General features: G+C 68.7%; 22 protein-coding genes. 3 read left to right on the forward strand and 19 right to left on the reverse strand.

Annotation, left to right across the window (positions count from 1 at the left end; all coding sequences use genetic code 11):
- Positions 1–3: 3 nt before the first annotated feature.
- The 3 genes from GPA04_RS16020 to GPA04_RS16030 all read right to left on the reverse strand — a co-directional run bounded on the left by GPA04_RS16020 (position 4) and on the right by GPA04_RS16030 (position 4,293).
- Positions 4–996 carry an ABC transporter permease gene (locus tag GPA04_RS16020; protein WP_156225191.1) on the reverse strand — a complete coding sequence of 331 codons (993 nt, stop codon included), beginning with the start codon at positions 994–996 and terminating at the stop codon, positions 4–6.
- A gap of 38 nt (positions 997–1,034) precedes the next feature.
- Complete coding sequence (locus tag GPA04_RS16025; protein WP_156225192.1) at positions 1,035–2,972, reverse strand: ABC transporter substrate-binding protein; 1,938 nt, start codon at positions 2,970–2,972, stop codon at positions 1,035–1,037.
- Positions 2,973–3,069: 97 nt separating this feature from the next.
- Entirely contained in the window at positions 3,070–4,293 is a 1,224-nt protein-coding gene (locus GPA04_RS16030; RefSeq protein ID WP_156225193.1) for a Gfo/Idh/MocA family protein, read from the reverse strand.
- Positions 4,294–4,471: 178 nt separating this feature from the next.
- Here GPA04_RS16030 and GPA04_RS16035 point away from each other — a divergent pair, with 178 nt between their 5' ends.
- A complete protein-coding gene (locus tag GPA04_RS16035; RefSeq protein ID WP_156225194.1) occupies positions 4,472–5,464 on the forward strand; it encodes a LacI family DNA-binding transcriptional regulator in 993 nt (330 codons plus the stop codon).
- A gap of 25 nt (positions 5,465–5,489) precedes the next feature.
- On the opposite strand, the gene GPA04_RS16040 is transcribed toward GPA04_RS16035, so the two are convergent.
- The 7 genes from GPA04_RS16040 to GPA04_RS16070 all read right to left on the reverse strand — a co-directional run bounded on the left by GPA04_RS16040 (position 5,490) and on the right by GPA04_RS16070 (position 12,459).
- Positions 5,490–6,698 carry an N-acetylglucosamine-6-phosphate deacetylase gene (locus GPA04_RS16040; protein WP_156225195.1) on the reverse strand — a complete coding sequence of 403 codons (1,209 nt, stop codon included), beginning with the start codon at positions 6,696–6,698 and terminating at the stop codon, positions 5,490–5,492.
- 23 nt (positions 6,699–6,721) lie between these two features.
- Entirely contained in the window at positions 6,722–7,501 is a 780-nt protein-coding gene (locus tag GPA04_RS16045) for a 6-phosphogluconolactonase (protein WP_156225196.1), read from the reverse strand.
- A gap of 133 nt (positions 7,502–7,634) precedes the next feature.
- Entirely contained in the window at positions 7,635–7,946 is a 312-nt protein-coding gene (locus GPA04_RS16050) for an AzlD domain-containing protein (protein WP_156225197.1), read from the reverse strand.
- Positions 7,943–8,638 (reverse strand): AzlC family ABC transporter permease, encoded by a 696-nt coding sequence (locus GPA04_RS16055; protein WP_156225198.1) that lies wholly within the window; start codon positions 8,636–8,638, stop codon positions 7,943–7,945. The genes GPA04_RS16050 and GPA04_RS16055 overlap by 4 nt, the downstream gene beginning before the upstream one ends.
- 79 nt (positions 8,639–8,717) lie before the next feature.
- Complete coding sequence (locus GPA04_RS16060; RefSeq protein WP_162458638.1) at positions 8,718–10,364, reverse strand: extracellular solute-binding protein; 1,647 nt, start codon at positions 10,362–10,364, stop codon at positions 8,718–8,720.
- 47 nt (positions 10,365–10,411) lie between these two features.
- Complete coding sequence (locus GPA04_RS16065) at positions 10,412–11,260, reverse strand: carbohydrate ABC transporter permease (RefSeq protein WP_241680848.1); 849 nt, start codon at positions 11,258–11,260, stop codon at positions 10,412–10,414.
- A gap of 65 nt (positions 11,261–11,325) precedes the next feature.
- The gene (locus GPA04_RS16070; RefSeq protein ID WP_241680849.1) at positions 11,326–12,459 is read right to left on the reverse strand and encodes an ABC transporter permease; all 1,134 of its coding nucleotides are present in this window, start codon (positions 12,457–12,459) and stop codon (positions 11,326–11,328) included.
- Between the two features lie 51 nt (positions 12,460–12,510).
- On the opposite strand from GPA04_RS16070, the gene GPA04_RS16075 reads away from it, so the two are divergent.
- Entirely contained in the window at positions 12,511–13,500 is a 990-nt protein-coding gene (locus GPA04_RS16075; RefSeq protein ID WP_241680850.1) for a family 43 glycosylhydrolase, read from the forward strand.
- Positions 13,501–13,529: 29 nt separating this feature from the next.
- Here the strand turns inward: GPA04_RS16075 and GPA04_RS16080 are convergent, their stop codons facing one another.
- On the reverse strand, positions 13,530–14,540 hold the full coding sequence (locus tag GPA04_RS16080; RefSeq protein WP_162458639.1) for a LacI family DNA-binding transcriptional regulator: 1,011 nt from the start codon (positions 14,538–14,540) through the stop codon (positions 13,530–13,532).
- 119 nt (positions 14,541–14,659) lie between these two features.
- On the opposite strand from GPA04_RS16080, the gene GPA04_RS16085 reads away from it, so the two are divergent.
- On the forward strand, positions 14,660–15,775 hold the full coding sequence (locus GPA04_RS16085) for a substrate-binding domain-containing protein (RefSeq protein ID WP_156225202.1): 1,116 nt from the start codon (positions 14,660–14,662) through the stop codon (positions 15,773–15,775).
- A gap of 45 nt (positions 15,776–15,820) precedes the next feature.
- Here GPA04_RS16085 and GPA04_RS16090 read toward each other — a convergent pair whose 3' ends face one another.
- The 8 genes from GPA04_RS16090 to GPA04_RS16125 form a co-directional block, all read right to left on the reverse strand.
- Positions 15,821–16,936: a glycoside hydrolase family 76 protein gene (locus GPA04_RS16090; RefSeq protein WP_156225203.1), complete on the reverse strand. Its 1,116-nt coding sequence runs from the start codon at positions 16,934–16,936 to the stop codon at positions 15,821–15,823.
- A gap of 42 nt (positions 16,937–16,978) precedes the next feature.
- Complete coding sequence (locus tag GPA04_RS16095) at positions 16,979–18,307, reverse strand: glycoside hydrolase family 125 protein (protein WP_156225204.1); 1,329 nt, start codon at positions 18,305–18,307, stop codon at positions 16,979–16,981.
- A gap of 164 nt (positions 18,308–18,471) precedes the next feature.
- Complete coding sequence (locus GPA04_RS16100; protein WP_241680851.1) at positions 18,472–19,047, reverse strand: GNAT family N-acetyltransferase; 576 nt, start codon at positions 19,045–19,047, stop codon at positions 18,472–18,474.
- Between the two features lie 21 nt (positions 19,048–19,068).
- The gene (nrdF, locus tag GPA04_RS16105) at positions 19,069–20,055 is read right to left on the reverse strand and encodes a class 1b ribonucleoside-diphosphate reductase subunit beta (protein WP_156225260.1); all 987 of its coding nucleotides are present in this window, start codon (positions 20,053–20,055) and stop codon (positions 19,069–19,071) included.
- Positions 20,056–20,122: 67 nt separating this feature from the next.
- Positions 20,123–22,228, reverse strand: a complete 2,106-nt coding sequence (nrdE, locus tag GPA04_RS16110; RefSeq protein ID WP_206674260.1) for a class 1b ribonucleoside-diphosphate reductase subunit alpha — start codon at positions 22,226–22,228, stop codon at positions 20,123–20,125.
- 44 nt (positions 22,229–22,272) lie between these two features.
- Positions 22,273–22,686, reverse strand: coding sequence for a class Ib ribonucleoside-diphosphate reductase assembly flavoprotein NrdI (nrdI, locus tag GPA04_RS16115; protein WP_436277919.1), 414 nt, complete (start codon positions 22,684–22,686; stop codon positions 22,273–22,275).
- 199 nt (positions 22,687–22,885) lie between these two features.
- A complete protein-coding gene (gene nrdH / locus GPA04_RS16120) occupies positions 22,886–23,149 on the reverse strand; it encodes a glutaredoxin-like protein NrdH (protein ID WP_156225206.1) in 264 nt (87 codons plus the stop codon).
- 523 nt (positions 23,150–23,672) lie between these two features.
- A complete protein-coding gene (locus GPA04_RS16125; RefSeq protein WP_170299365.1) occupies positions 23,673–24,146 on the reverse strand; it encodes a DoxX family membrane protein in 474 nt (157 codons plus the stop codon).
- Positions 24,147–24,282 lie beyond the last annotated feature (136 nt).

Consider the following 24,282-nt stretch of genomic DNA (forward strand, 5'->3'; position numbering starts at 1 on the left):
GGCTCAGGCCTTCCCGAACCGCACACGCGGGTCGACGGCGGCGAGCAGCAGGTCGGAGATGAAGGTCCCGACGACCGTGAGCACGGCGATGATGAGGATGATCCCTCCCGCGAGATACATGTCCTGGGAGCGCAGCGAGCCCAGGAGCAGCGGGCCGGTGGTGCCGAGCGCGAGCACGGTCGCGACGATCACCTCGCCGTCGAAGATCTGGGGGATGTTCCAGCCAGCGGTCGAGACGAACGGGTTGAGCGCGATCCGCAGCGGGTACTTCCGGATGATCCGCCCCTCGGGCAGGCCTTTCGCGCGAGCGGTGGTGACGTAGGGCTTGTGGAGCTCGTCGAGCATGTTGGCGCGCGTGGTGCGGATGATGCCAGCGGTGCCGGCGAGCGCGATGACGACGACGGGTATCCACAGGTGCCCGAACAGGTCCAGGACCCGGGCCAGGCTCCAGGGCGCGTTGACGTACTCGGCCGAGAATAGCCCGCCCACGCTCTGCCCGAAGAACCGGAAGCCGATGTAGGCCAGCGCGAGCGCGGCCAGGAAGTTCGGCACCGCCAGCGCCACGAAGCCCAGGATCGAGATCGCGTAGTCGGCGGGCGAGTGCTGCTTGATGGCCGAGATGACACCCGCCGGGAGCGCGATCGCCCAGGTGAGCAGCAGCGTCGTCAGCCCCAGCAGGACCGTCAGCCCCAGCCGCTCCGAGATCAGGTCCGAGACCGGTCGCTGGTACTGGAACGACAACCCGAAGTCGCCGTGCAGAACGATGTTGGTGATCCACTTCCAGTACTGGACCCAGAAGGGCTCCCCGATCCCGTACCGGATCCGCAACGCCTCCAGCTGGGCGGGGTCCAGGCTCTCCCCCTGTGCCTCGAGCGCGGCCACCTGCGTGGTGAGGAAGTCACCCGGGGGCAGCTGGATGATGAAGAACGAGATGATCGAGATGATGATCAGCGTCGGGATGACGTGCAGCACCCGATGCACAGTGAACCGAAGCACGCATCCTCCTCACGTGGTCGCCGTGCTGCTGGCACGGATCAGGAAGCGGTGAAGGAGATCTGCTCCGGCTTCGTGATGCCCTCACGCCCGTAGTAGAAGGACAGCTTCGGCTCGTCGTCGCGAACGCCGCGCACGTCGTCGGTGACGATCACCGGCTGGAACGGTAGCGCCAGCAGCCCGATGACGTACATCTGCTCCTCGTGCTGGGTGACGATGGCGTGCCCGGCCTCCAGGCGCGCCTCGTCTGTCTCGGCGGCGCGCAGCGCGTCCCAGCTGTCCATCAGGTCCTTGATCTCCTGCGGCGGCTCGACACCCTCGGCGCCGTTGCTGGCGTACCACTGCCCGAAGCCGGGCGCCGTGTGGCTGTTGGCTCCGGTCGGGATCAGCCACACCGGCTCCATGTCGAAGTCGTCGCTGGGCACCGTGGTGCCGTCGAGATCGAAGTCGTTGGCCGAGCGGAGCTCGGTGTACAGGGTCGGGTCCACGGGGCGCAGGCTCAGCCCGACGCCGATCTCCTCCCAGTACCGCTGGATCATCGTGAAGGCGTCGCTCGTGGGGATGCCCGCCGTGCTGTCGACGTAGACCAGCACGAGGTCGAGCGGTTGCCCGTCGGGGCGCTGGCGCCTGCCGTCGGCGCCGCGCGTCAGCCCGAGACCGTCGAGCAGCGCGTTCGCCTGATCGGGGTCGTGCTCGAGGTTGCGCTGCCCGGTGCCCTCCAGGAAGTACTCCGAGGCGTCGGTCGGCACCGGCTGGCGCAGCTCCCCGAGGCCACCGAGCATCGTGGTGTTCATGTCCTCGCGGTCGATGGCGATCGACAGCGCCGCGCGGAAGTCAGGCTCCAGGAACAGCGCCCGCAGCACTTCGTCCTGGTGCGAGAGATTCGGGCAGATCGACAGCAGCGTGGCGTCGTTGCGCCAGCGCAGCATCCGGAAGGCGTTGGTCTCCTCGTTCTGCAGGAACACCTGCGCCGAGCTGTAGCCGAGGTTGTGGCCCTGGAAGTTGAGGTCACCGTTGGCGGCACGCAGGTCGATCGCGTCCTGGGTGAGGACCTGGATCTGGACGCCGTCCATGTAGGGAAGCTGGCGACCCTCGCCGTCGACCTTCCAGTAGTACGGGTTGCGCTCCAGGGAGGCCGTGCCGCTCTGGGCGTTCGCGGGGCTGGTGACCATGAAGGCTCCGAGCACCGGGCGCTCCGGGTTGGTCCACCAGTTGTCGCGGTCGGCGAAGTACTGGTCCCAGGAGTCGAATCCGGCCGCCGCGGTCGCGGCGTCCACCTCGGCCGGATCGGCGTGGTCGGGGTGGAACTGCTGCAGGTAGTGCGCCGGCTTGAGGAACTGGTGGCTCACCGCCGGGTGGCACATGTACTTCTCGAAGAGCGCGAAGGCGTTCTGGTACCGGAAGATCACGGTCAGCTCGTCCGGCGTCTCGATCGTGGGTCGGTCGTCGCCGTCGCTGAACCAGAACGGCGGCGCGGGGATCGTCGTGGTGTTGCGCAGCACGTCGTTGACCGTGAACGCGAGGTCGGCCGAGGTGAACGGCTCGCCGTCGGACCACTTCAGGCCCTCGCGCAGCACGAACGTGAACTCGGTGTTGGTCTCGTTCTTGCTGAACTCGGCGGCGAGGCTCGGCTCGGCGCCGTCCGCCTCCCAGGTCCACTCGAGCAGGCCGACGGAGGCGAACGCTGTCAGGCCCCCGGCATCGCCCACGTCGAGCTGGGCGCGCTGCAGGGTGCCGCCGAATCGGCCCGGTCCGTCGTGGACCTCGACCACCTTCGGCTCGCCGGGCAGCCGCTCGGACAGCTCGGGGAGCTCGCCGGCCTCGACGCGCTCGGCGAGCATGGGCGACTCGAGAGCGTCCTCTGCGCCGTCAAAGGGGTTCGGAGGCTCCTCGCTCGAGCACGCCGTGAGGATCGCTGCGGCTGCGCCGCCGCCCATGAGCAGCAAGGTGCGTCGGGTCATGCTCGGGGACTGGGACATCGTCTCTCCTCCAGGTCACGGCGTCGGTGCAGCGTGTCGCCCTCTATGCGCTCGACCATAGCACCGCAAGCGGTTGCGGCAATGTCATCGGCATGTGTCATCGAGGTTGCCCGGCGTCGAAGTAGTCCCGCAGGGCGGGGTCGAGCGGCGGCACGTCGATGGCCGAGGAGTCGGTACGCATCGAGGTCGTCGCGGTCGCCGCGGTGGCCACCGCCTCACGCGCCGCCACCACCGAGGTGCGCGTCGGGGCACCGGTGCGCACGAACGCGAGAAACTCCCGCAGCAGCGAGGGATCGGCACCGTGGTGGCCGCCCGGAGCGGTCGGGATGGGGAACTCCTCGTGACCATGCTCGAGGAACTCCGAGCGCCGGTTCCACAGCCGCACCACCCCGTCGTCGCCGATGCCGAAGTTCTCGATCCGGCCCTCGGTCCCGATCACGGTGTAGTTGCGCCAGTAGTCCGGCGCGTAGTGGCACTCCGAGTAGGTCGCGTACACCCCGTTGTCGAGCTGCATCGTCATCATCGACAGGTCCTCGACGTCGATCACCGGGTTGAGCCCGCGCTGCGCCAACGGCGGCCAGTTCTTCTCGCGGTCCAGCCACTCGGTGACCATCTGACCGCTGTGATCGGCACGGTCAGCCACCTCGCCGTAGACCGTCAGCGACCCCATCGCGCTGACCCGGCGCGTGTAACCGTCCGCGAACCAGTGGATGACGTCGATGTCGTGGGCGCCCTTCTGGAGCAGCAACGAGTTCACGTTGGAGCGCTCGGCGTGCCAGTCCTTGAAGAATCGGTCGCCGCCGTCACCCACGAAGTAGCGGCACCACACCGCCTTGACCTGGCCGATCCGACCCTCGGCGATCAGCTGCCGCATCAGCCCGATCACCGGCATGTGCCGCATGTTGTGGCCGACGTAGAGCCGGCTGCCGCTCTCGCGGGCCGTGCGCAGCATCCGGTCCGCATCGGCGACCGTGGTCGCCATCGGCTTGTCGACGAACACGTCGACACCGGCCTCCAGCAGGGTGATCGCATGGTCGGCGTGCTGGTGGTCGAGCGAGGTCACGAACGCGGCGTCGAGGCGGTGCTCGAGCAGGCCGGTGACGTCCTCGTGCACCGCCACGTCCGCCCCGAACCGCTCGACCGCGCGGGCCTGCGCACGGGGATGCGGGTCCGCGACCGCCACCACGGTGGCCGCCGCGTCCGCCTCGACAGCGGTCCGGGCGATGACGCCCCGGTTGCCGTTACCGACGAGGCCGAGCCGCAACGGTCGACCCTCCGAGGTGCTCGAGCTGGCAGGGACCGGACTCACGTTCGTCGCCATGGAGGCCCACGCTATGCAATGCAAGCGCTTGCGGCAACCTTGACGACTTCTCACGGTCGGCGCTGTCGAGAGCCGTCGGCGCTCACCTTGCTGCGCTACCCTCGGGCCACGTTGCAGCACGATGCCGCAGCAGGAATGGTGCCGCGAACCGCGTGCGGTGCCCGACCGAAGGGGTTGCATGGCGGTCACCCTCGCTGACGTCGCGCAGGCGGTCGGCATGTCCGCGTCCACGGTCTCGCGCGCCCTGTCGGGCACGGAGAAGGTCAACGAGGCCACCCGGCAGCGCATCCACAAGGTCGCGCGCGAGATGGGTTACGAGCCCAACCAGGTGGCGCGCTCACTGACCTCGGGGCGCAGCGACATCCTCGGGCTGATCGTCCCCGACATCGCCAACCCGTTCTTCCCGCCGATCATCAAGGCGGTGCAGTCGCGCGCCGCGAGCCGGGGCAAGACCGTGCTGATCGCCGACGTGGACGAGCACCCTGCCGACGAGATCAAGCGCGCCCGGATCATGCGCAAGCGGGTCGACGGCCTGATCGTCGTTTCGCCGCGCACCCCGACCGAGCAGATGTCGCAGCTGGTCGACCTGCAGCCGATCGTGTTCGTCAACCGCGAGGTCCCGGGCGCCACGAGCGTGCTGGTCGATGCCTCCGAGGGCATCCAGGAGGCGGTCGAGCACCTGGCCTCGCTCGGGCACACCCGCATCGGCTACCTCAACGGGCCTCGCCGGTCGTGGTCGAACACCCAGCGCCGCACCGCCGTGCACGCCGCGTGCGCCCAGCTGGGCATCGAGCTGGTCGAGCTCGGACCGTTCGAGCCCCAGATCCAGGCGGGTGTGCGTGCCGCGGACCTCGTGCACAGCAAGGACCTGACCGCGGTCATCGCCTACGACGACCTGATCGCGCTCGGTCTGATGGCGCGCATGACCGAGCGCGGCGTCAAGGTCGGTCCCGACATCTCCGTGATCGGCATCGACGACAGCCCGATGTCGGGCATGGCCTACCCCACGCTCACCTCGATCCACGTGCCCGGCGCGCGGAGCGGCATGACGGCGGTCGACCTCGTGCTCGACCTCGCCGAGAACCAGGGCGAGCCGAGCGAGCCGCAGATGGTCCAGCTCGAGACGCGGCTGATCATCCGCGGCAGCACGGCACCGGCACGCGTGCGCTGACACACCACGGCGGTCCAGCGGATCGTTAGGGCAGCAGCGCCGGGGTGCCGCGCACCCAGGTGCGCCACGGACGGAGCTGGTCGTCGAGCACGAGCAGGTCCGCGTCGAAGCCAGCAGCGAGGCGGCCCTTGCGCTCGCCCACACCGGCGATCGAGGCCGGGCGCGCGCTGAGCATCTCGACCACCTCGGGCACGGGCCAGCCGAGCTCGAGGCACAGGTGGGCGAGCATGCCGTCCAGCGTGGTGGTGCTTCCACCGAAGGCCGGTTGCCCGACCACCATCCCGACGCCGTCGCGGACCTCGCACTGGACACTCGCGAGCCCGTAGCGGAACCCGTCGGGCATCCCCGCACCCTCGGTCGCGTCCGACACGACGACGAGGTTCCCGCCGAGGCAGCGTCGCGCGATCTCGAGGAGCTCGCGAGGGAGGTGCTTGCCGTCGGCGATCACCTCCGCCGTCAGGCCCGCGCTGGACAGCGACGCCTCGAGCAGACCAGGCACACGCCACGGACCAGTCCGGGTCGTGCTCGACTGCCCGCTCCACAGGTGCGTCAGGTGCGACGCGCCCGCCTCGACAGCCGCTGCCACCTCCTCCGGTCCCGCCTCGCTGTGGCCGATCGCCACCACCGTTCCTGCGTCGGCGAACGAGCGGGTCGCCGCGAGCGCACCAGGCAGCTCCGGCGCGAGGGTGATCATGGCCGGCCGGGTCTCGACCAGACGAGCGACGTCGTCCGCCCCCGGCGCGACCAGCAGCGCCGGGTCGTGCGCGCCGGCCTGCGCGGGCGACAGGAACGGGCCCTCGAGGTGGGCACCGAGCAGCTCGGCACCGTCGGCGAGCGGGTGCTCCCGCCAGCGCGCCAGCGCGCGGCTGCGGCGTGCCATGGTCTCGACGGCGTCGCTCGCCAACGAGGCGAACGTGGCCGTCACGCCCGCCCGCGCGAGGTGCCGCAGGACGCGGGGCACGGCCGATCCGCGCTCCGGGTCCGCAGCCGGCTCGACGACGGACTCCAGCGATGCCCCGCCGGCTCCGTGCAGGTGCAAGTCGACCAGCCCAGGAACGACCAGGCGACCCTGTGCCTCGATCACGTTCGCCCCCCGACGGCGAACCGACCGGGTGGTCACCTCGGCGATGGTGCCGCCCTCGATGACCACCGAGCCCGGCTGGACCCGACCGTCGGCCATCAGCACGGAGGCGCCGGCGATGACCGTGGGGGTGGCGTCGTCAGGCTCCGGCATCGCGCTCCGATCCGCGCCGTCGCTCAGGCGTTCGCGGGCAGCAGCCCGGCCGAGGACGGCTCGAGGAACAGTGTGGCGTGCGGCGCCTCACGGAGCTTCGTCGACGGGACGGCGGGGCTGATCTCCTGCGAGACGGTCGCGGCCACCGCGGCGGCCTTGCGGCGCTCGGGCGCGCACACCTGGACCGAGGTCGCGCTCAGCAGCGCGGGGATCGTCAGCGAGATCGCCGTCCGCGGTGTCGAGGCCTCGTCCGGGAAGTGCCCCTCCCCGACCTGCTGCTTGACCGACTCGTCGGTCAGCGTGATGATGCGGGCCCACCGGTCGTCGTCGAAGTCGGCGACGTTCGGCTCGTTGAACGCGAGGTGGCCGTTCTCGCCGATCCCCATGCAGACCAGGTCGAGCGGAGCCTCGCGCAGCAGCGCCTCGTAGCGGGCCGCCTCGGCCTCGGCGTCGGGCGCGTCGCCCTCGATGTAGTGCACGGCGGCGGGGCCGAAGGGCTCCTCGATGCGCTCACGGATCCAACGACGGAACGCCGCCGTGTGGTTCGCGTCGATGCCCACGTACTCGTCCATGTGGAAGGCGGTCACCTGCGACCACGGGATGTCCTGCTCGTGCAGCGCCTCCACGAACGCGAACTGGGAGTTCCCGGTCGCGATCACGACGCGCGCCTGACCCTTGGCGGCGACCGCGTCCCTGATCGTCGCGGCCGCGCGCTCGGCGGCCGCGATCCCCATCTCGCGCTCCGAGGCGTACACCTCGACGGGTAGCTGCCCTGCTGTGAACGTGGTCGTGGGCTCCGGCATCGGACGTCCTCCTGCACATCGGTGTCTTGACGATACGTGCGCCCCCGGCGCACGACTGCAACCGTACCGCAACCGCTTGCGGCACGTTTGCGGCCCTGATCGTTCGACCCGTCGTCGTCGGGGCCTGGAGCGCTCAGCCCCAGCCCAGCGCGCGGACCCCGGCGGCCGCGAGCGCGCCGAGCAACACCACGACGATGAACGGGGCGCGCAGCCACAGCGCCACCGCGGCGACAGCGATCGCAGCGACCCGGGCGTCGAGGACGAGGGCCGATCCCGCGGCGAAGGTCTGGGTGACGACGAGCGCCGCGAGCAGGCCGCAGGTGACCATCGCGGCGGTGTGCGCGACCCGCCGGTTCTCGAGCACCTCGCTGGGCACCAGGTAGCCGGCGACCTTGATCACGAGGCAGATGACCGCCGCGAGCAGCACCCATCCCCACAGGCTCATGTCGTCCCCCGCACGTGCGGCGGCTCGCGATACTGCCACCAGGCGATCGCGGCGGTGACGGCAGCAGCGGCGAGCACGGGGATCCCGGCGGGTGCGATCGGGATCACGACCGCCGCCACGACCGCCGCGACCGCACCGATCGCCTGTGCCTGCCGCTGCGCCAGCCGCGGCCACAGCAGCGCGAGGAAGGCGGCAGCCGCGGCGCCGTCCAGCCCCCATCTCGCCGGGTCGCCGAGCACGTCACCGAGCAGCGCGCCGGCCAGCGTCGTGAGGTTCCAGAAGACGAAGACGCCGAGCCCGGCCGCCCAGAACCCGGCCCGCTGGGCGGGCGGGTCGTCCTGGGCGAGCGCGACCGCCGTCGACTCGTCGATCGTCACCTGAGCCGCCGCGAACCGGCGCAGCCCGTGCGCCCGCAGCAACGACGCCATCTGCAGCCCGTACAGCGAGTTGCGGATCCCGAGCAGGGCGGCGGTCGCGGTGGCCGCAGCCCCCGCGCCGCCGCCACCGATCACCCCGATGAAGGCGAACTGGCTGCCACCGGTGAACATCAGCAAGGACAGCACGCACGTCTGCCACACGTCCAACCCCGACGCGACCGACAGCGCACCGAAGGAGACGCCGTACGCGCCCGTCGCCAGTCCTACCGAGATGCCCTGCCTGACGGCGGATCGGACGCTGGGGCTCGCGGGCACGTGTCAACTCTGCCACGGGGCTCACGAGCCGAACCTCCCGCGACACCCGATGGCGTCGCGTCCGCTCCGGCCCTTCCCGTCAGGCCTGCGTCTGAGCGTAGGCCTCCTCGTACTCAGCCCGGATGGTGTCGCCCCCGCCGGAACGCCAATCGGTCGCGACCTCGTCCCAGGACGAGACCGGTTCACGGCCTAGGAGGATCGCGTTGGCGGCGTCGTTGGCCATCGTGGTGAGGCGCCCACCGTTCGTGCCCTGCGTCGTCGAGTAGAGACCGACGGTCGGGTTCCGCACACCCGTCGGGATGACCACCTCCATGTGGTCGTAGATGTCCTGAGCGACATGGGGCCGACCGGGGTAGTAGCTCGGTCGCGGACCGTCGATGAGGTACTCGATCGGGAACGTGCCGCCTGAGGCTTCGCTGTCACCCAGCGGCGTCATCACCGGGTCACCGTTGTCGTCGAGCTCGTGGTGCACCCCTTCGACCCCGTACTTGCGGAACATGTGCTCCGCAGTGCCGATCGGGGCGGCCAGCCAGTTCAGCACCTCGAGCAACATCCGGATCCGCGACTCGTCTGCCTGCTTGAGGGCCGAGATCGTGTTGTTCGGGTTGCCCAGCCACAGCGGCGCCGGCTCTCCGCTCTCGCTCGGTGTCACCATCAGGCCGACCGCGTAGTTCTCAGGGCCGCCCGATCCGACCTCGTACATCGAGCCCATGCCCGAGTACGTGTCCTGGTGGATCGCACCCGAGCCCGCCCCGAACCAGAGCTTCTGATCGGCTGTGCTGGCGTCCACGCTGTCAGGATGCACCAGCTCGTCCGCGATCAGACGGCGACCCAGCTCGAGCGCATCCTTGTATCCGTCAGTCTCGAGCGCGTGTGTGAAGACCCCGGCCTCGTCCACACCCCACGTGTTGGGCAAGCCGTACATCTGCTGAAGCATCGACATGGGCACGGCGGTCAGCGCCCACACGTTCGAGCGCACATCGGTCATCGCCTGGCAGGTCTGAAGGAACTCGTCGATCGTGGTGGGTTGCGGGTCGACCCCGCGCGCCTCGAACAGGTCGCGACGGGTGTAGAGGAGCACCGAGGACTGCACACCTCGTGTGATCGGCAGGCCGTAGATCGCCCCGTTGAAGACGGTTCCGCGCCAAGAATCGGTCGGCAGGTTGGCCAGGAAGGGGTAGTCCGCCACCGCGTCACCGGCCAGGTACTCGGTCAGATCCTGGCACTGGGTCTCGAGAAACTGCGGGAGCTGGGCGAACCCCAGGTCCACGGTGAAGACGTCGCCAAGACCGTCGCCGGCAACCGCCGTGGCGAAACGCTGCGCGAAGTCCGCACCCGGCGTGATCGTCAGACTGAGGTCCGACCCGATACGCGCGTTCAGCTCTTGCCAGTAGGAGTTGCGATCCATGCTCGGCGGCACCGCCTTGTTGATCGGCACCGAGCCTCGGATGGCAGACCCATCGGCCGGCAGCTCGGTTGTCGCTGGCTGCGGGTTGGCCGGGTATGCGAAGAAGGTGTCGGGGATGCCGGCGTCGGTTCCCGGGATATCGGCGGTGACACCCGCGAAGCGGATGTAGGAGGGAAGCTCGACACCGGCGCCGGCGACGCTGCCACCGGTCGGGGCCGTCGGGGTCGAGCACGAGGCCATCGAACCGACGGCGACGATCGCCGCGGCGCCGAGGCCTGCCCCCAGGAAAGTGCGTCGGTCGAGGAGAGAGTCGGACATGGTGGTTCCTTTCTGGTGCGGGACCGGCGACGTCGCCATGCCCCAGGTCAGCCCTTGACGGCGCCGGTGAGGACGCCCTTGGCGAAATGGCGTTGCAGGAACGGGTACACGATGAGGATCGGCACGATCGTGACGACGAGGATCGCCATCTGAATCGATGCCTGCGGGGGCAGGTTCTCCGAGCCGGACCCCAGATCGGTGGCGGCGATCTCCGTGTTGTTGACGACGTAGGTCCGCAGCACGAGCTGAAGCGGCCACTTCGCGGTGTCGTTCAGATAGATCAGTGCGTTGAAGAAGGAGTTCCAATAGCCCACGGCGTAGAACAGCCCGATCACGGCCAGCACCGCCTTCGACAGCGGCAGCACGATTCGGGCGAACACCATCAGGTGACCCGCACCGTCGATCCGTGCCGAGTCGATGAGCTCAGCAGGGATGCCCATGAAGAACGCGCGCAGGACGATCACGTTGAAGGCACTGAGCGCCGTCGGCAGGATCAACGCCCAGTAGCTGTCCAGCAGCCCCAGCTCCTTGACCACCAGATAGCTCGGGATCAGCCCGGGCGAGAACAGGAGCGACAGCAGAAGCAGCATCAACATCGGCTTCTGACCGAATGATCCTTGCCGGCTCAGTGCATAGGCGAAGAGCGTGGAGACAGCCAGGCTCACGGCCGTTCCGACGATGGTCACACCGAGGCTGACCATCAGCGCGCGTGAGACCACCCCACCGGCGAAGATCGTGCGGTAAGAGTCCAGCGACACGTTGGTCGGGAGCAGCACGAAGCCGCCCGACGCCGTCACCTGCGCGCGGTCGGCAAGGCTCGTCGAGATGATCCCGACAAAGGGGAGGATGACGGCGGCGCAGAGCACGATCAGCACGATCGCCTTGAGCGCGCGCATCGATAGGGGCGGTGCGTCGATCGGGAGGTGTCGTGAACCCCGCTGCGCGCGTCCGGTCGACGTCGTCATGAGCGATAGACCCCGTTCTCACCGAGCAGGTGGGCGATCTTGTTGGCGCCAACCACCAGCGCGACGCCGACCAATCCCTTGACGAGGCCTACGGCTGCCGCCACGCCCCACTGGCCACCGACGATGCCGTTGTTGTAGACGTAGGTGTCCAGCACCTCGCTGGCGGCGAGCCCGACACCACCCTGCTGAAGGATGATCTGCTCGAACCCCACGGTCAGTGAGTCACCGAGCCGCAAGATCAGCAACAGGATGACGACGGCCCGGATACCGGGAAGCGTCACGTGCCATACCTGGCGCATCCGCGAGGCACCATCGACCTTGGCAGCCTCGTACAGCGAGGTGTCGATCTGAGAGAGGGCGGCCAGGAACAAGATCGTGGCCCACCCGGTGTCCTTCCACATGACCTGACTCGTCAGCAGCGCGACGAACAGGTCCGGGTTGCCGATGATCGACAGCGTCTCTGCACCCTGGGAGCGCAGAAAGCTGTTGAGCATCCCGGAGCCGCCCAGCACCTGCTGGAAGATCGCGACGACGATCACCCAGGACAGGAAGTGCGGCAGGTAGAGCACCGACTGCACGGCGCGCTTCAGCCGCTCCGAGAGCATGCTGTTCATCAGCAGCGCGAGCGCGATCGGCGCCGGGAAGACCAGGACCACCTGCACGAGCGTCAGGACGAGAGTGTTGCGCAGCGCGTTGAGGAAGGCGGGGTCGCCGTTCACGATGACGGTGAAGTTCTCCAGACCTACCCAGGGACTCTGCCCCAGTGGCAGGAACGGCAGGTAGTTCTGGAACGCGATGATGTTGCCCGCGAGTGGGAGGTACTGGAAGAGCAGCAGCAGGAGCATCCCCGGCGCTGCCATGAGCAGCAGCGCGCGATCGCGGGCGATGCGCGCGTGCCAGGCGAGCCGTCGCCGAGGCGGTGGTGCCTCGAGCGCCGCCCGAGACAGCGTCGGCGACGCGGAAACCGCAATGGAGGCGGTCGAGGCGCTGTCGGTGCGACTCATTCGCCCTCCGGTTCGTAGTTCAGCGCTGAAACATCGGCAGTATGTGCAGGAACGACGCGTCGTGTCAAGCGCTTGGTTCCAACGTTCCCAGTGCTGGTTGATGAGGGGCAGTTCAGCGCTGTACATTCCGACTATCCGGGAACCGACGTTCCGAACCCCGTGTCGAGGAGTCGCACCATGGCGCAGCCACCGATGAGCACCACCCCCGCCGTAGCCGCTGCGGCCGCGGCAGCACCACCGCTGCTCTCGGAACCTTGGGGTGTCCCGCTCTCCGATGGCCGGCTATGGGCGAAGGATCCGTCGGTCGTACGCTTCGGCGAGCGATACCTGATGTACTTCACGGTTCACCCAGCGCCGGGCGACGAGCGCTCGGGGCTGCGCGTCGGCATCGCTGCGAGCTCAGACCTTCGATCGTGGGAGCTCCTCGCCCGGATGCAGCCGACGGGTGAGTACGACGCACGAGGGTTGGCCGCCCCGGGCGCCGTCGTCATCGATGGGGTCGTCCACCTCTTCTACCAGAGCTACGGCACCGGAGCACGCGATGCGATATGCCACGCGTCGTCCACCGATGGCGTCACCTTCACGTCCGATGCGTCCAACCCGGTGTTCCGCCCTAGCGGCGAGTGGAACTGTGGGCGGGCCATCGATGCCGATGTCATCGTCGACGGTGATCGTCTGCTGCTGGCGTGGGCAACACGCGACCCAGATATGCGCACCCAGATGGTCGGAACCGCAGAAGCCGACCTCGACAGCGCGTTCAGTCGCCAGGACTGGCGCGATCTCAGCCTCGCCGGCCCAGCGCTGACGCCGGAGCTGGACTGGGAGCTTGAGTGCATCGAAGCTCCCGCCCTTGTCCGGTCGAAGTCCGGTCTCGTGATGTTCTACGCCGGCGGGTACAACAACGATCCCCAGCAGATTGGGTATGCGACCAGCAACGACGGCGTCAACTGGACGCGGGGATCGGCCGAGCCGTTCATGACCAACGGGAAGCCGGGAACCTGGAACTCGTCCGAGAGCGGGCACCCCGGCGTGCTCACCGACGCTGACGGACGCACGTACCTCTTCTTCCAGGGCAACGACACGGGCGGCCGCACCAACCTTCTGGCTGCGACGGAGATCCTCTGGGACGACGGCGGCCGGCCGCGCCTGCGCACGGCGACTCGCTGACCGGCGGGGTCACGATCGAGCGCGCAGGGTCAGTCGCTGGCTACGGTGCTGCCACGGACGACGAGTCGGTGTCCTACCACCGTGCGCACAGGCGGTTGGTCGGCTCCGTCCGGACCCGCACGAAGCAGCAGCCGCTGGACGCATCGGCGAGCTATCGCCTCGAGGTCGAACGCGACGCTCGTCAGCGGTGGGTAGGTGAAGCGTGACTCCTCGTTGTCGTCGAAGCCCGCGACCGCGATGTCACCGGGGACCCGGACTCCACGCTCACGCAACCGCGCCAGCACACCGCTACCGACCAGGTCGTTGAAGCAGATGATGGCGTCCGGGGGCTCATCAAGCGCGAGTAGCTGATCCACGGCTTCGGCGCCGTCAGGCCTTCGGTTGCGGGACACCGGGATCAAGTACTCCGCGCGAACCTGGAGCCCTGCGCTCTCCACTGCCTGGCTGAGCCCCCGGTACCGAAGCTCGCTCGCGTTCGGTCGATCCTGGGGTCGGATCCCGACCGTGGCGATCCGGGACCGTCCTTGCGCCAGCAGGTGCTCCACCAGCTCGCGGGCGGCAGCCGCGGCATCGGCCGTGACGTGATCAGCGGACGCGGTGACGCCACTCTCGCCGATGAGGACAAGGTTGTGGTGGGCGAAGCGACCAGTGAGGTCGGCATGACCGATGGCGTCAGGCTGCAGGATGACGCCGTCGACCAGCTGCGACCCTGCGCCGCTCACCGCTGCTTTCTCCAGCGCCTCCGACGAACCTGTCTGCTCGATCAGCACGATCCAGTCGTGCTCACGTGCGGCGTCGATGACGTAGCCGGCCAGGCGTGAGTAGTAAGGATTGTCGAGGCCAGGTATCGCCAGCGCGATGAAACCGGTCTGGTTGCTGGCGAGTGCGCGTGCGGACAAGTTGACGCGGTAACCGAGCTCCGCCATCGCCGCCTCGACCTTCGTGCGCGTGGCATCGCTGACATAGCGGTAGTTACGGATGACGTTGGAGACCGTCTTCGCTGAGACGCCTGCAACCTCCGCGACATCCTCCAAACGCACGCGGCCACGTCTCCCGCTCATCAGGGCCGCTCCTGGCGGCGGGGTACGTCCACGGGAGCGATCGTAAAGGGTGGGAGGATGACAATCGCTGTATTGATTGTGCTCAGAAGGGACGACGCGTGGCGGACGCGCTGTACACGCAGGTGCACGAGACGCTGCGCCGACGCATCCGTGAGGGGACGATCGGCGTCGGCGACCGGCTGCCCTCGCAGGAGGAGCTCACCGACGAGTTCTCGGTCAGTGCGATCACGATCAAGCGCGCGCTCGACATGCTCCGTGACGAGGGCTTCGTCGTGCGCCGCCCCCGCATCGGCACGGTCGTGGTGTCGCGGGAGCCGGAGCGCGACCAGCGGACCGGCGAGGCCGTGGTCGGGTACGTGGTGCCCGGCTTCGACGACGCGTTCGGCACCCGTGTCCTCAACGGCATGCTCAACCGCGCACCCGGTCGGGCGCACGTGGTCGTCGCCACCTCGCACGGTGACCCCGACCTGGAAGAGCGTCTGATCGAGGCGCAGCTGGAGCGCGGGCTCGACGCGCTCGTGCTGCTGCCGTCCTCCTCCGAGTTCATCCCGGCCGCGGTGGTGTCGCTGGTCGGGCGTCAGTTCCCGATCGTCATCGTCGACCGCACCCTGGTGGGCACGCCGGTCAGCACGGTCACCTCCGACAACGTGGCCGGTGGCCAGCTCGCCGCCGAGCACCTCTTCGGCCTCGGGCACGAGCAGATCGCGCTCGCGCTGTCCCCGAACCATGTCTCGACGCTCGACGAACGGCGTCGCGGGTTCGTCGCGGCCCACGCCGAACGCCACGTCCGGCTACGACCCGAGGCGATCTACGCCGACGTCCGCTCCGTGGTCCCGGGCAGCGTCACCGCCGCCGACGACGACGTCGAACGTCTCGCCGCGTACCTGACCAGCCACCCGCAGGTCACGGGCGTGGTGGCCGCGGAGTACCACTCGGCGCGGCTCGTGCTCCAGGCCGCACGCCGGGCCGGCCGGGACGTGCCCACCGAGCTGTCGATCATCTGCTTCGACGCTCCCCCCGAGTTCGTCGACGCGGCGATGCCGTTCACGCACATCGAGCAGGACCAGCACGCGCTCGGCGGCCGAGCGCTCGAGCTCGCGCTGGAGCAGGTCGCCGATCCGGCGGCCGTGCGTCAGGAGATCATCGCGGTCCGGCTGGTCGAGGGCGGCTCCACCGCGCGGCCGACGGCCGCGCAGGGCTCGCCGACGGCGTGACCGCGTGGCCGGGAGCCGCGTGGCCGGGAGCATCCCGGCGAGCGGTCAGCCGTCGATCGACGCCCGCGCCTCGGTGGCCATGATCGCGCTGAGCTGGGTGGAGTAGCCCACCTCGCGCGGTGCGGGCCGGAGCCAGTCGTCGCCCGCGCGCAGCACCGGCTCGTCGGGCGTGTGCGCCGGGGCGGCGTCCGCGACGCCCGCAGCTGCGAGCGTCGTGACGCCGGAGCGCCAGAGCGCGTCGGTGCTGCTGCGCAGCAGATCCCGCACCGCCGGCACCTCCCGCTCCAGGAGCAGCTGCGTCGCGTACCGGAACCAGATGCCCTTGAAGAGGCCGGTGTCGGCGCCGTCGACGTCGGGCACCCGGTCGTCGAGGTCGCCGCCGTCACGGACGAACACGCCCTCGCGCGCGAGCTCGGTGATCGAGACCTCCGCCGTCTGCTGCGCGAGGTCGAGCCACGTCGTGTCCCCGTCGGTCCGGAACAGCTCGACACAGGCGCCGATGAACAGCCCTTGGTTGTAGGTGAAGCGCCAGCTCGAGTCGATCTCGTCGCCGCCCTCGCGACCGAGCCCGTCCCACACGAAGCCGTCCTCGCGGACGAGGTGTCGCCGCAACCACGCCATCGACGCAAGTGCCGGTTCCAGGTGCTCCGCGCTCCCGGTCCGGCGCGCGAGCCGGGCACCCAGGATGATGAACGGCCCGTTGGCCGGGGTGTTCTTGTAGTACGGCTGCTGCCGCCGCCAGCTCATCGACCACCCGTGGGCGTCCGTCCACCCGTGCTCGAGCACATGCGTCCACAGCGCACCCACGTCGCGCAGCGGCTCCTCGCTGCCCTCCTCGTCCGACTCGGCGAGCCGGAGCAGCGCCAGCGCGTACCAGAGCATGTCGTCGAAGTAGTCGTTGACCAGGCTGCCGCCGTTGCGCTCGACGACGTTGCGGGCGGTCGTGCGCGCAGCGTCCAGCCACACGGGCGCGCCGGTCCGCGCGTAGGCGTCCAACCGGCAGTCGACGGCGTGGGCGAGCCACCAGTAGTTGAAGGTCGTGTCGTCGCGCACCGGATGGGCGTTGTGCAGCAGCTGCGGCCAGGGTGCGCCCCAGAGCAGGTCGAGGGAGCGCTGGGCGAGATCGGCTCGATCCGGCCACCGCTGGGGGACGTCGGTCATCGGTTCACCTTCAGGATCCGGTCTCCGTGGTCGGGCGCGGTGTCAGGTCCGGTTCGTGCTCGTGTGCGACTGGGGTTCCCGGGCGCCGGCCGGCACGCGGTGGCCGAGCACGTCCAGCACCAGCTCGCAGAACATCGCGTCGGCCCACGAGAACCACTCGCGGGTGAACCGCGTGGGGTCGTCGGCGTCGAACGACTCGGTCATGCGGCCACGGGCGGCGTGGGTGTCGCGGAGCATCGCGAGCACCGCTCGCTTCTCCTGCTCCTCGCGCGCCGTCAGCCCTTGGACGGCTGCGGCGATCGGCCAGACGTAGCCCGCCGGCGTGTGCGGGCTGCCGAGCCCCTCGGCGGCACGGCCGCGCACGAACGTGGGGTTGGCCTCGCTGAGCACGAACGCGCGCGTGGCCAGGTAGCGAGGGTCGTCCGGAGCGACCCCGCCGGTCAGCGGCAGCGACATCAGGCTCGGCATGTTCGCGTCGTCCATGAGCAGGTGGTTGCCGAGCCCGTCGACCTCGTAGGCCCACACCGGGCCGAACCCCGGGACCTCGACCACGCCGTGCTGCTCGACGGCCTCCTCGAGCTCGGTCGCGAGCGTGACCGCGTCCGCCCCGAGGTCGGGGTCGGCGAGCGGTGCGGCCGCGAGCTCGGCGAGGTCCCGCAGCGCCGCGGCGGCGAAGATGTTGCCCGGGACGTTGTAGTGGTAGCGGCAGGCGTCATCGCTCGGTCGGAAGGCGCTCCACGTCATCCCGGTGACGGCGACCGGCGTGCCGTGGCCACCCACGAGCGTGTCCGAGTCCGGGCAGTCGGTGCGCTCGAAACGGTAGTCCGAGCAGGCGTCGTGGTCCTGCTCGACGCGGATCGTCTGCATCACCAGCCGCGCTGCCTGCACGAACGCCTCGTCGAGGTGGTCGGTCCGACCGGTGGCGCGCCAGAGCTGGTGGGCCAGCTGGAGCGGGAACGCCAGCGAGTCCACCTCGTACTTGCGCTCCCAGGTCCACGGCGTCATCGCGGTCGCGTCGGCCTGGTGTCCCGCGCCGGTCGGGCCGTCGTTGAACGCGTTGGCGTAGGGGTCCCGGACGATCTGCCGAGACTGCTGTCGCACGACCGCGGCGATCAGGTCACCCAGACCCGGGTCCAGCGAGAGCAGCGCGAGGTACGGGCGCATCTGGGCGGCGGAGTCGCGCAACCACATGGCGGGGATGTCACCGGTGAGCAGGAAGGCCGTCCCGGCCGGTCCGTCGTCGAACCGCTCGACGGCGTCGCTCAGGGTCCGGCGCATCGCCTCACCGAACATCGTGGCTGTGGTGTGGTCGAGCGCGTCGGCTGCCGCGCCGACCATCGCATCGAGCACACGGTCGTCGATCAGGCCCATCCCATGTCCTCGCTGACGTAATGGATATATCGAATACGTGGGAAGGTATCAAAGCCAGGCGCGCTTGTCAGCCCGGGCGCGCGGGGCGTCGGGGATCGACAAGGCGCGTCGGAGAGCGACTTGCGCTCCACGCCCGCCGCTCAGCGCTCGAGGCTCAGCGCCCGTCAGGACTCAGCGGTCGGCCCGAAGCCGAGCCACTCCTCGCGCGTGATCTCGTAGACCACCTCGCCCTGCTCGGCGCTCGGCAACGGGTCGTCCCACTCCCGCACCTCGGTGCGGACGTGGCGCATGCCGAGCTTGCGCATCACGCCGCGGCTGGCCTGGTTGACCGCCATGGTCTCGGCGGTGACGCGCAGCAGACCCACGGTGACGAAGCAGTGCTCGAGGACCGCCCGGGCACCCTCGGTCGCCAGCCCGCCGCCCCAGCGCTGTCGGCGCAGCCGCCACCCGACCTCCGCCGTCGACGGCACCCGATCGGTGACCGGGAGCGGTGGCGAGGCGTCCCACCAGCCGACGAAGTCGCCGTCGGCGAACCCCACCCAGAAGCCGAGGCCGTGCCGATCGGCGGCGGTGCGCTCGCAGAACGGGCGCCAGTGGGCACGCGCCTCCTCGGCGGTGCGGGCGCGACCGATCAGGTGGCGCATCACCTCGGGGTCGCCGTCGAGGTCGACCAGATGCGGCAGGTGCTCGGGCCGCATCGGCTCGAGCACCATCCGTGGGGTGGCCAGCGTCGGGCGCACCCGACCCTGGCTACCCACCGCTCAGAACTCCCAGTCCTCGTCCTCGGTGTTGACGGCCTTGCCGATCACGTAGGAGGAGCCCGACCCGGAGAAGAAGTCGTGGTTCTCGTCGGCGTTCGGCGAGAGCGCGGACAGGATCGCGGGGTTGACCGCCGTCTGGTCCTTGGGGAACAGGCCCTCGTACCCGAGGTTCATCAGCGCCTTGTTGGCGTTGTAGCGCAGGAACGCCTTGACGTCCTCGGTCAGGCCCAGCGGGTCGTAGAGGTCCTCGGTGTACTGCTCCTCGTTCTCGTACAGCTCGAAGAGCAGCTCGAAGGTGTAGTCCTTCAGCTCCTGCTGGCGCTGCGGCGAGGCCTTCTCCAGAGCCTTCTGGTACTTGTACCCGATGTAGTAGCCGTGCACGGCCTCGTCGCGGATGATCAGCCGGATCAGGTCCGCGGTGTTGGTGAGCTTGGCGTGGCTGGACCAGTACATCGGGGCGTAGAAGCCCGAGTAGAACAGGAACGACTCCAGCATCGTGGAGGCGACCTTGCGCTTCTCCGGGTCGTCGCCGCGGTAGTACTCGAGGACGATCCGTGCCTTCTCCTGCACGTTGGCGTTCTCCTCGCTCCAGCGGAACGCCTCGTCGATCTCCTGCGTGGAGATCAGCGTCGAGAAGATCGAGGAGTAGGACTTGGCGTGCACCGACTCCATGAATGCGATGTTGGTGTACACCGCCTCCTCGTGCGGGGTGACCGCATCCGGGATCAGGGAGACGGCGCCGACCGTGCCCTGGATGGTGTCGAGCATCGTCAGACCCGTGAACACCCGGGTCGTCATGCGCTGCTCCTCCTCGCGGAGGGTGTGCCAGGACTGGATGTCGTTGCTCAGCGGCACCTTCTCGGGCAGCCAGAAGTTGTTGACGAGGCGGTTCCAGACCTCGACGTCCTTCTCGTCCTCGATCCGGTTCCAGTTGATCGCCGACACACGGCTGACCAGCTTCGGCGCCTCGCCGTGCGCTGCACTCACTGCGGTCACTGCGTCACTTCCTTGCACTCAGATTGGTTCGATGCGGGTGCGGCGCTGCCGCGTGCGGCTAGAGCATGCAACTGACGCAACCCTCCACCTCGGTGCCCTCGAGCGCCAGCTGCCGGAGGCGGATGTAGTACAGCGTCTTGATGCCCTTGCGCCACGCGTAGATCTGCGCCTTGTTGAGGTCGCGCGTGGTCACGGTGTCCTTGAAGAACAGCGTCAGGCTCAGACCCTGGTCCACGTGCTGGGTGGCAGCCGCGTAGGTGTCGATGATCTTCTCGTAGCCGATCTCGTACGCGTCCTGGAAGTACTCCAGGTTGTCGTTCGTCATGAACGGCGCCGGGTAGTAGACGCGGCCGATCTTGCCTTCCTTGCGGATCTCGATCTTGCTCGCCACCGGGTGGATCGAGGAGGTCGAGTTGTTGATGTAGCTGATCGAGCCGGTCGGCGGCACGGCCTGCAGGTTCTGGTTGTAGATCCCGTGCTCCATGACCGAGGCCTTCAGCGCACGCCAGTCCCCCTGCGTGGGGATCTCGACACCCGCGTCGGCGAACAGCTGCGCGACCCGCTCCGTGGCCGGCTTCCATTCCTGCTCGGTGTACTTGTCGAAGAACTCGCCGCTGGCGTACTTGCTGCGCTCGAAGCCGCCGAAGGCGGTGCCTCGCTCGATCGCGAGCTTGTTCGACTCGGTGAGGGCGTGGAACAGCACGGCGTAGAAGTAGATGTTCGTGAAGTCGATGCCCTCCTCGGATCCGTAGTGGATCCGCTCGCGGGCGAGGTAGCCGTGCAGGTTCATCTGGCCGAGCCCGATGGCGTGGCTGGAGTTGTTCCCCTGCTCGATGCTCGGCACCGACCAGATGTGGGTCTGGTCCGACACGGCGGTCAGCGCACGGATCGCGGTGCCGACCGTCTTGCCGAGGTCGGGCGAGTCCATCGACAGCGCGATGTTCATCGAGCCCAGGTTGCAGGAGATGTCCTTGCCGACGTGGTTGTACGACAGGTCCTCGTTGTACGTCGAGGCCGTCGAGACCTGCAGGATCTCGCTGCACAGGTTCGAGTGCGTGATCTTGCCCTCGACCGGGTTGGCCTTGTTCACCGTGTCCTCGAACATGATGTACGGGTAGCCGGACTCGAACTGGATCTCGGCGAGCGTGGTGAAGAACTCGCGTGCCTTGATCTTCTTCTTCTTGATCCGGCCGTCGTCGACCATCTCGTGGTACTTCTCGGTCACGTTGATCTCGGCGAACGGCACGCCGTAGACGCGCTCGACGTCGTACGGCGAGAACAGGTACATGTCCTCGTTCTTGCGCGCGAGCTCGAACGTGACGTCGGGGATGACGACGCCGAGGGAGAGCGTCTTGATGCGGATCTTCTCGTCGGCGTTCTCACGCTTGGTGTCGAGGAACCGCATGATGTCGGGGTGGTGGGCGTGCAGGTACACCGCACCCGCGCCCTGGCGCGCGCCGAGCTGGTTGGCGTAGGAGAAGGAGTCCTCGAGGAGCTTCATCACCGGGATGACGCCGGAGCTCTGGTTCTCGATCTTCTTGATCGGCGCACCGTGCTCACGGATGTTGCTCAGCAGCAGCGCCACGCCGCCGCCGCGCTTCGACAGCTGCAGCGCGGAGTTGATCGCCCGCGCGATCGACTCCATGTTGTCCTCGATGCGCAGCAGGAAGCACGAGACGGGCTCGCCGCGCTGCTTCTTGCCGGAGTTGAGGAACGTCGGGGTGGCGGGCTGGAAGCGGCCGGAGACGATCTCGTCGACCATCGTCATCGCGAACTGCTCGTCGCCGTCCGCGAGCGTCAGCGCGACCATCACGACGCGGTCCTCGAACCGCTCGAGGTAGCGCTTGCCGTCGAAGGTCTTCAGCGTGTACGAGGTGTAGTACTTGAAGGCGCCCAGGAAGGTCTGGAAGCGGAACTTCTTGCTGTACGCGTGGTCGAAGATCGCCGTGAGGAACTCGAAGGAGTACTTGCCGAGGACCTCGCCCTCGTAGTAGCCCTCCTCGACGAGGTAGTCGAGCTTCTCGCGCAGGTTGTGGAAGAAGACCGTGTTCTGGTTGACGTGCTGGAGGAAGTACGCGCGCGCCGCCTCCCGGTCCTTCTCGAACTGGATCTCACCGTTGGGCCCGTAGAGGTTCAGGAGCGCGTTGAGCGAGTGGTAGTCCATCTCGCCCTGCGAGCCTCCACCTGCCTCGATCGTCTCAACGTCGGTCAGGGTTGCTGCCACAGTCGTTCTATCCCCTCTCGGACGCATGCCACGTCCTCGGTTGTTCCTAGTAGCTCGAACTTGTACAGGTGGGGCACGCCGCACTTGCGGGCGATGATGTCGCCGGCGATGCAGTACGCGGCCCCGAAGTTGGTGTTCCCGGCCGAGACGACCCCGCGCAGCTGTGAGCGGTTGCGCTCCTCGTTGAGGAACCTGATGACCTGCTTGGGCACCGCACCCTGGCCGTTCCCGCCGCCGTAGGTCGGGACGACCAGGACGTAGGGCTGGGTGACGAGCAGGCGCGGCTCGGTGGGGCGCAGCGGGATCCGCTGGGCCGCCACGCCGAGCCTGTCCACGAAGCGCTTGGTGTTCTCGGAGACGGAGGAGAAGTACACGACCGACAGCCGGGGCATCGTCATCGTGTCAGCTCCTTTCGTCTGCGGGCCTCCGGCTCAGCCGGAGGGATGGTGGTGCGCCAAACCGGAGCCCCCGATGTCGCGGGCCCCGGTCGGCGGGACTGATGTTGTTGTCACCGACGCCCGACGGCGGAGCGTCCTGGGCGGTCGAGGAGAGTCGAGGAGGGATCAGAGCCGGTGCTGGCTGCTGGGGCTCCCTGGGTCAGGCGATGGCAGCGGTGCCGGCCACGCTGCTCTGCGCAGCCTGGACCAGCGACTTGATCCGGTCGGGCCGGAAGCCCGACCAGTGGTCGCCATCGGCGAACACGACCGGCGCCTGCTGGTAGCCGAGAGCCTTGACCGACTCGAGCGCCTCAGCATCGGTGCTGATGTCGACGACGGTGTACTCGAGGCCGTGCTTGTTCAGCGCGCGGTAGGTGGCATCGCACTGCACACAGGCCGGCTTGCTGAAGACGGTGATCGTCATGGTTTCCCCTCTCCTGGCTGCGGCTCCCGCAGCGCCCTGGTTGTCACCGCTGTCGGTCCTCGATGCGATGGTTCCGCCCTGTCGGGACGGCCAGATCGGGAGGATCGACGGCGATATCACTACCGCGTAACTACATCCATGTCATTCGTGGGCGCTTGTGCTCCGCCCGACGTCTTCGACACTACACCTAGTGGCCGACAAAGCGCGAGACCCCTAGGTGTTGTGTCGGGCGTGTCGGAGCCGTGCGTGTCATCCACACCCCGACCGCGTGTCGGTGTGCACTCCGGAGGCCTTTCTGTGGGTGGACGGGGCACAGCTGTGGACAGCCCTGTGGGCATCGGGAGGGGGCGTGCTGCCGTCCACAGGGAACTGCCAATACGACCCCGTCGGCCTCGCGGGGAGTTCAACACTCGGTGCACAGCCCGTCCACCTATCCACAGGGACAGGTGGGTCCCGCGTGCCTCGCCGGACCCACCTGTCCCGCGCGTCCCAGCCGCGCGATGTGACTGCGGACGCACACCGCTCATTCGACCCGCAACCGCGCTCCGAGGGTCTGCGCCGCGATCACGAGGCCCGCCGCGGCGAGCACGATGTCCTTGAACACGTACTGGGCCTCGAGACTGGGGCCACCGGAGTACATGAGGTCGGTGAACAGCACGAGCGGCGACATGATCCCGACGAGGGCGACCGCCAGCACAGCGAGCCCCACCCTGACGAACCTGCCCGTGATCAGGGTGAGCCCGATGATCGTCTCGATCACCGCGGTCATCAGCACGGCACCCTGGCCACCGATGATGCCGAGCGTCAGCACCTCGATGGTCGAGGCGGCCAGGTCCTCGGCCGGGCTGAGGCCCGGCACGTACTTGGGGATGGCGAAGGTCAGGAACACGAGGCCGAGACTGACCCGCAGAATGCTGAGGCTGTGGGCCGCGAGCCAGTCGCGGACCCGCTCGATCGGCCCGGCGGGGCGGCGCAGCGTGGTGGATGTGGTCGACATGGTGAGCTCCTTCGTAGGGTGTGATCCGACGCGCTCCACGCTCCCGGGATCGGCCTTCCCGCGCGTCGGCCCACCGACGTCACCTGCGCTACGTCCGCGTGCGTGCCCACCGGTCGAGGACGACGTCGCCCGTCGA

It is taken from the genome of Pseudactinotalea suaedae (assembly GCF_009733815.1).
Lineage (GTDB): Bacteria > Actinomycetota > Actinomycetes > Actinomycetales > Beutenbergiaceae > Pseudactinotalea > Pseudactinotalea suaedae.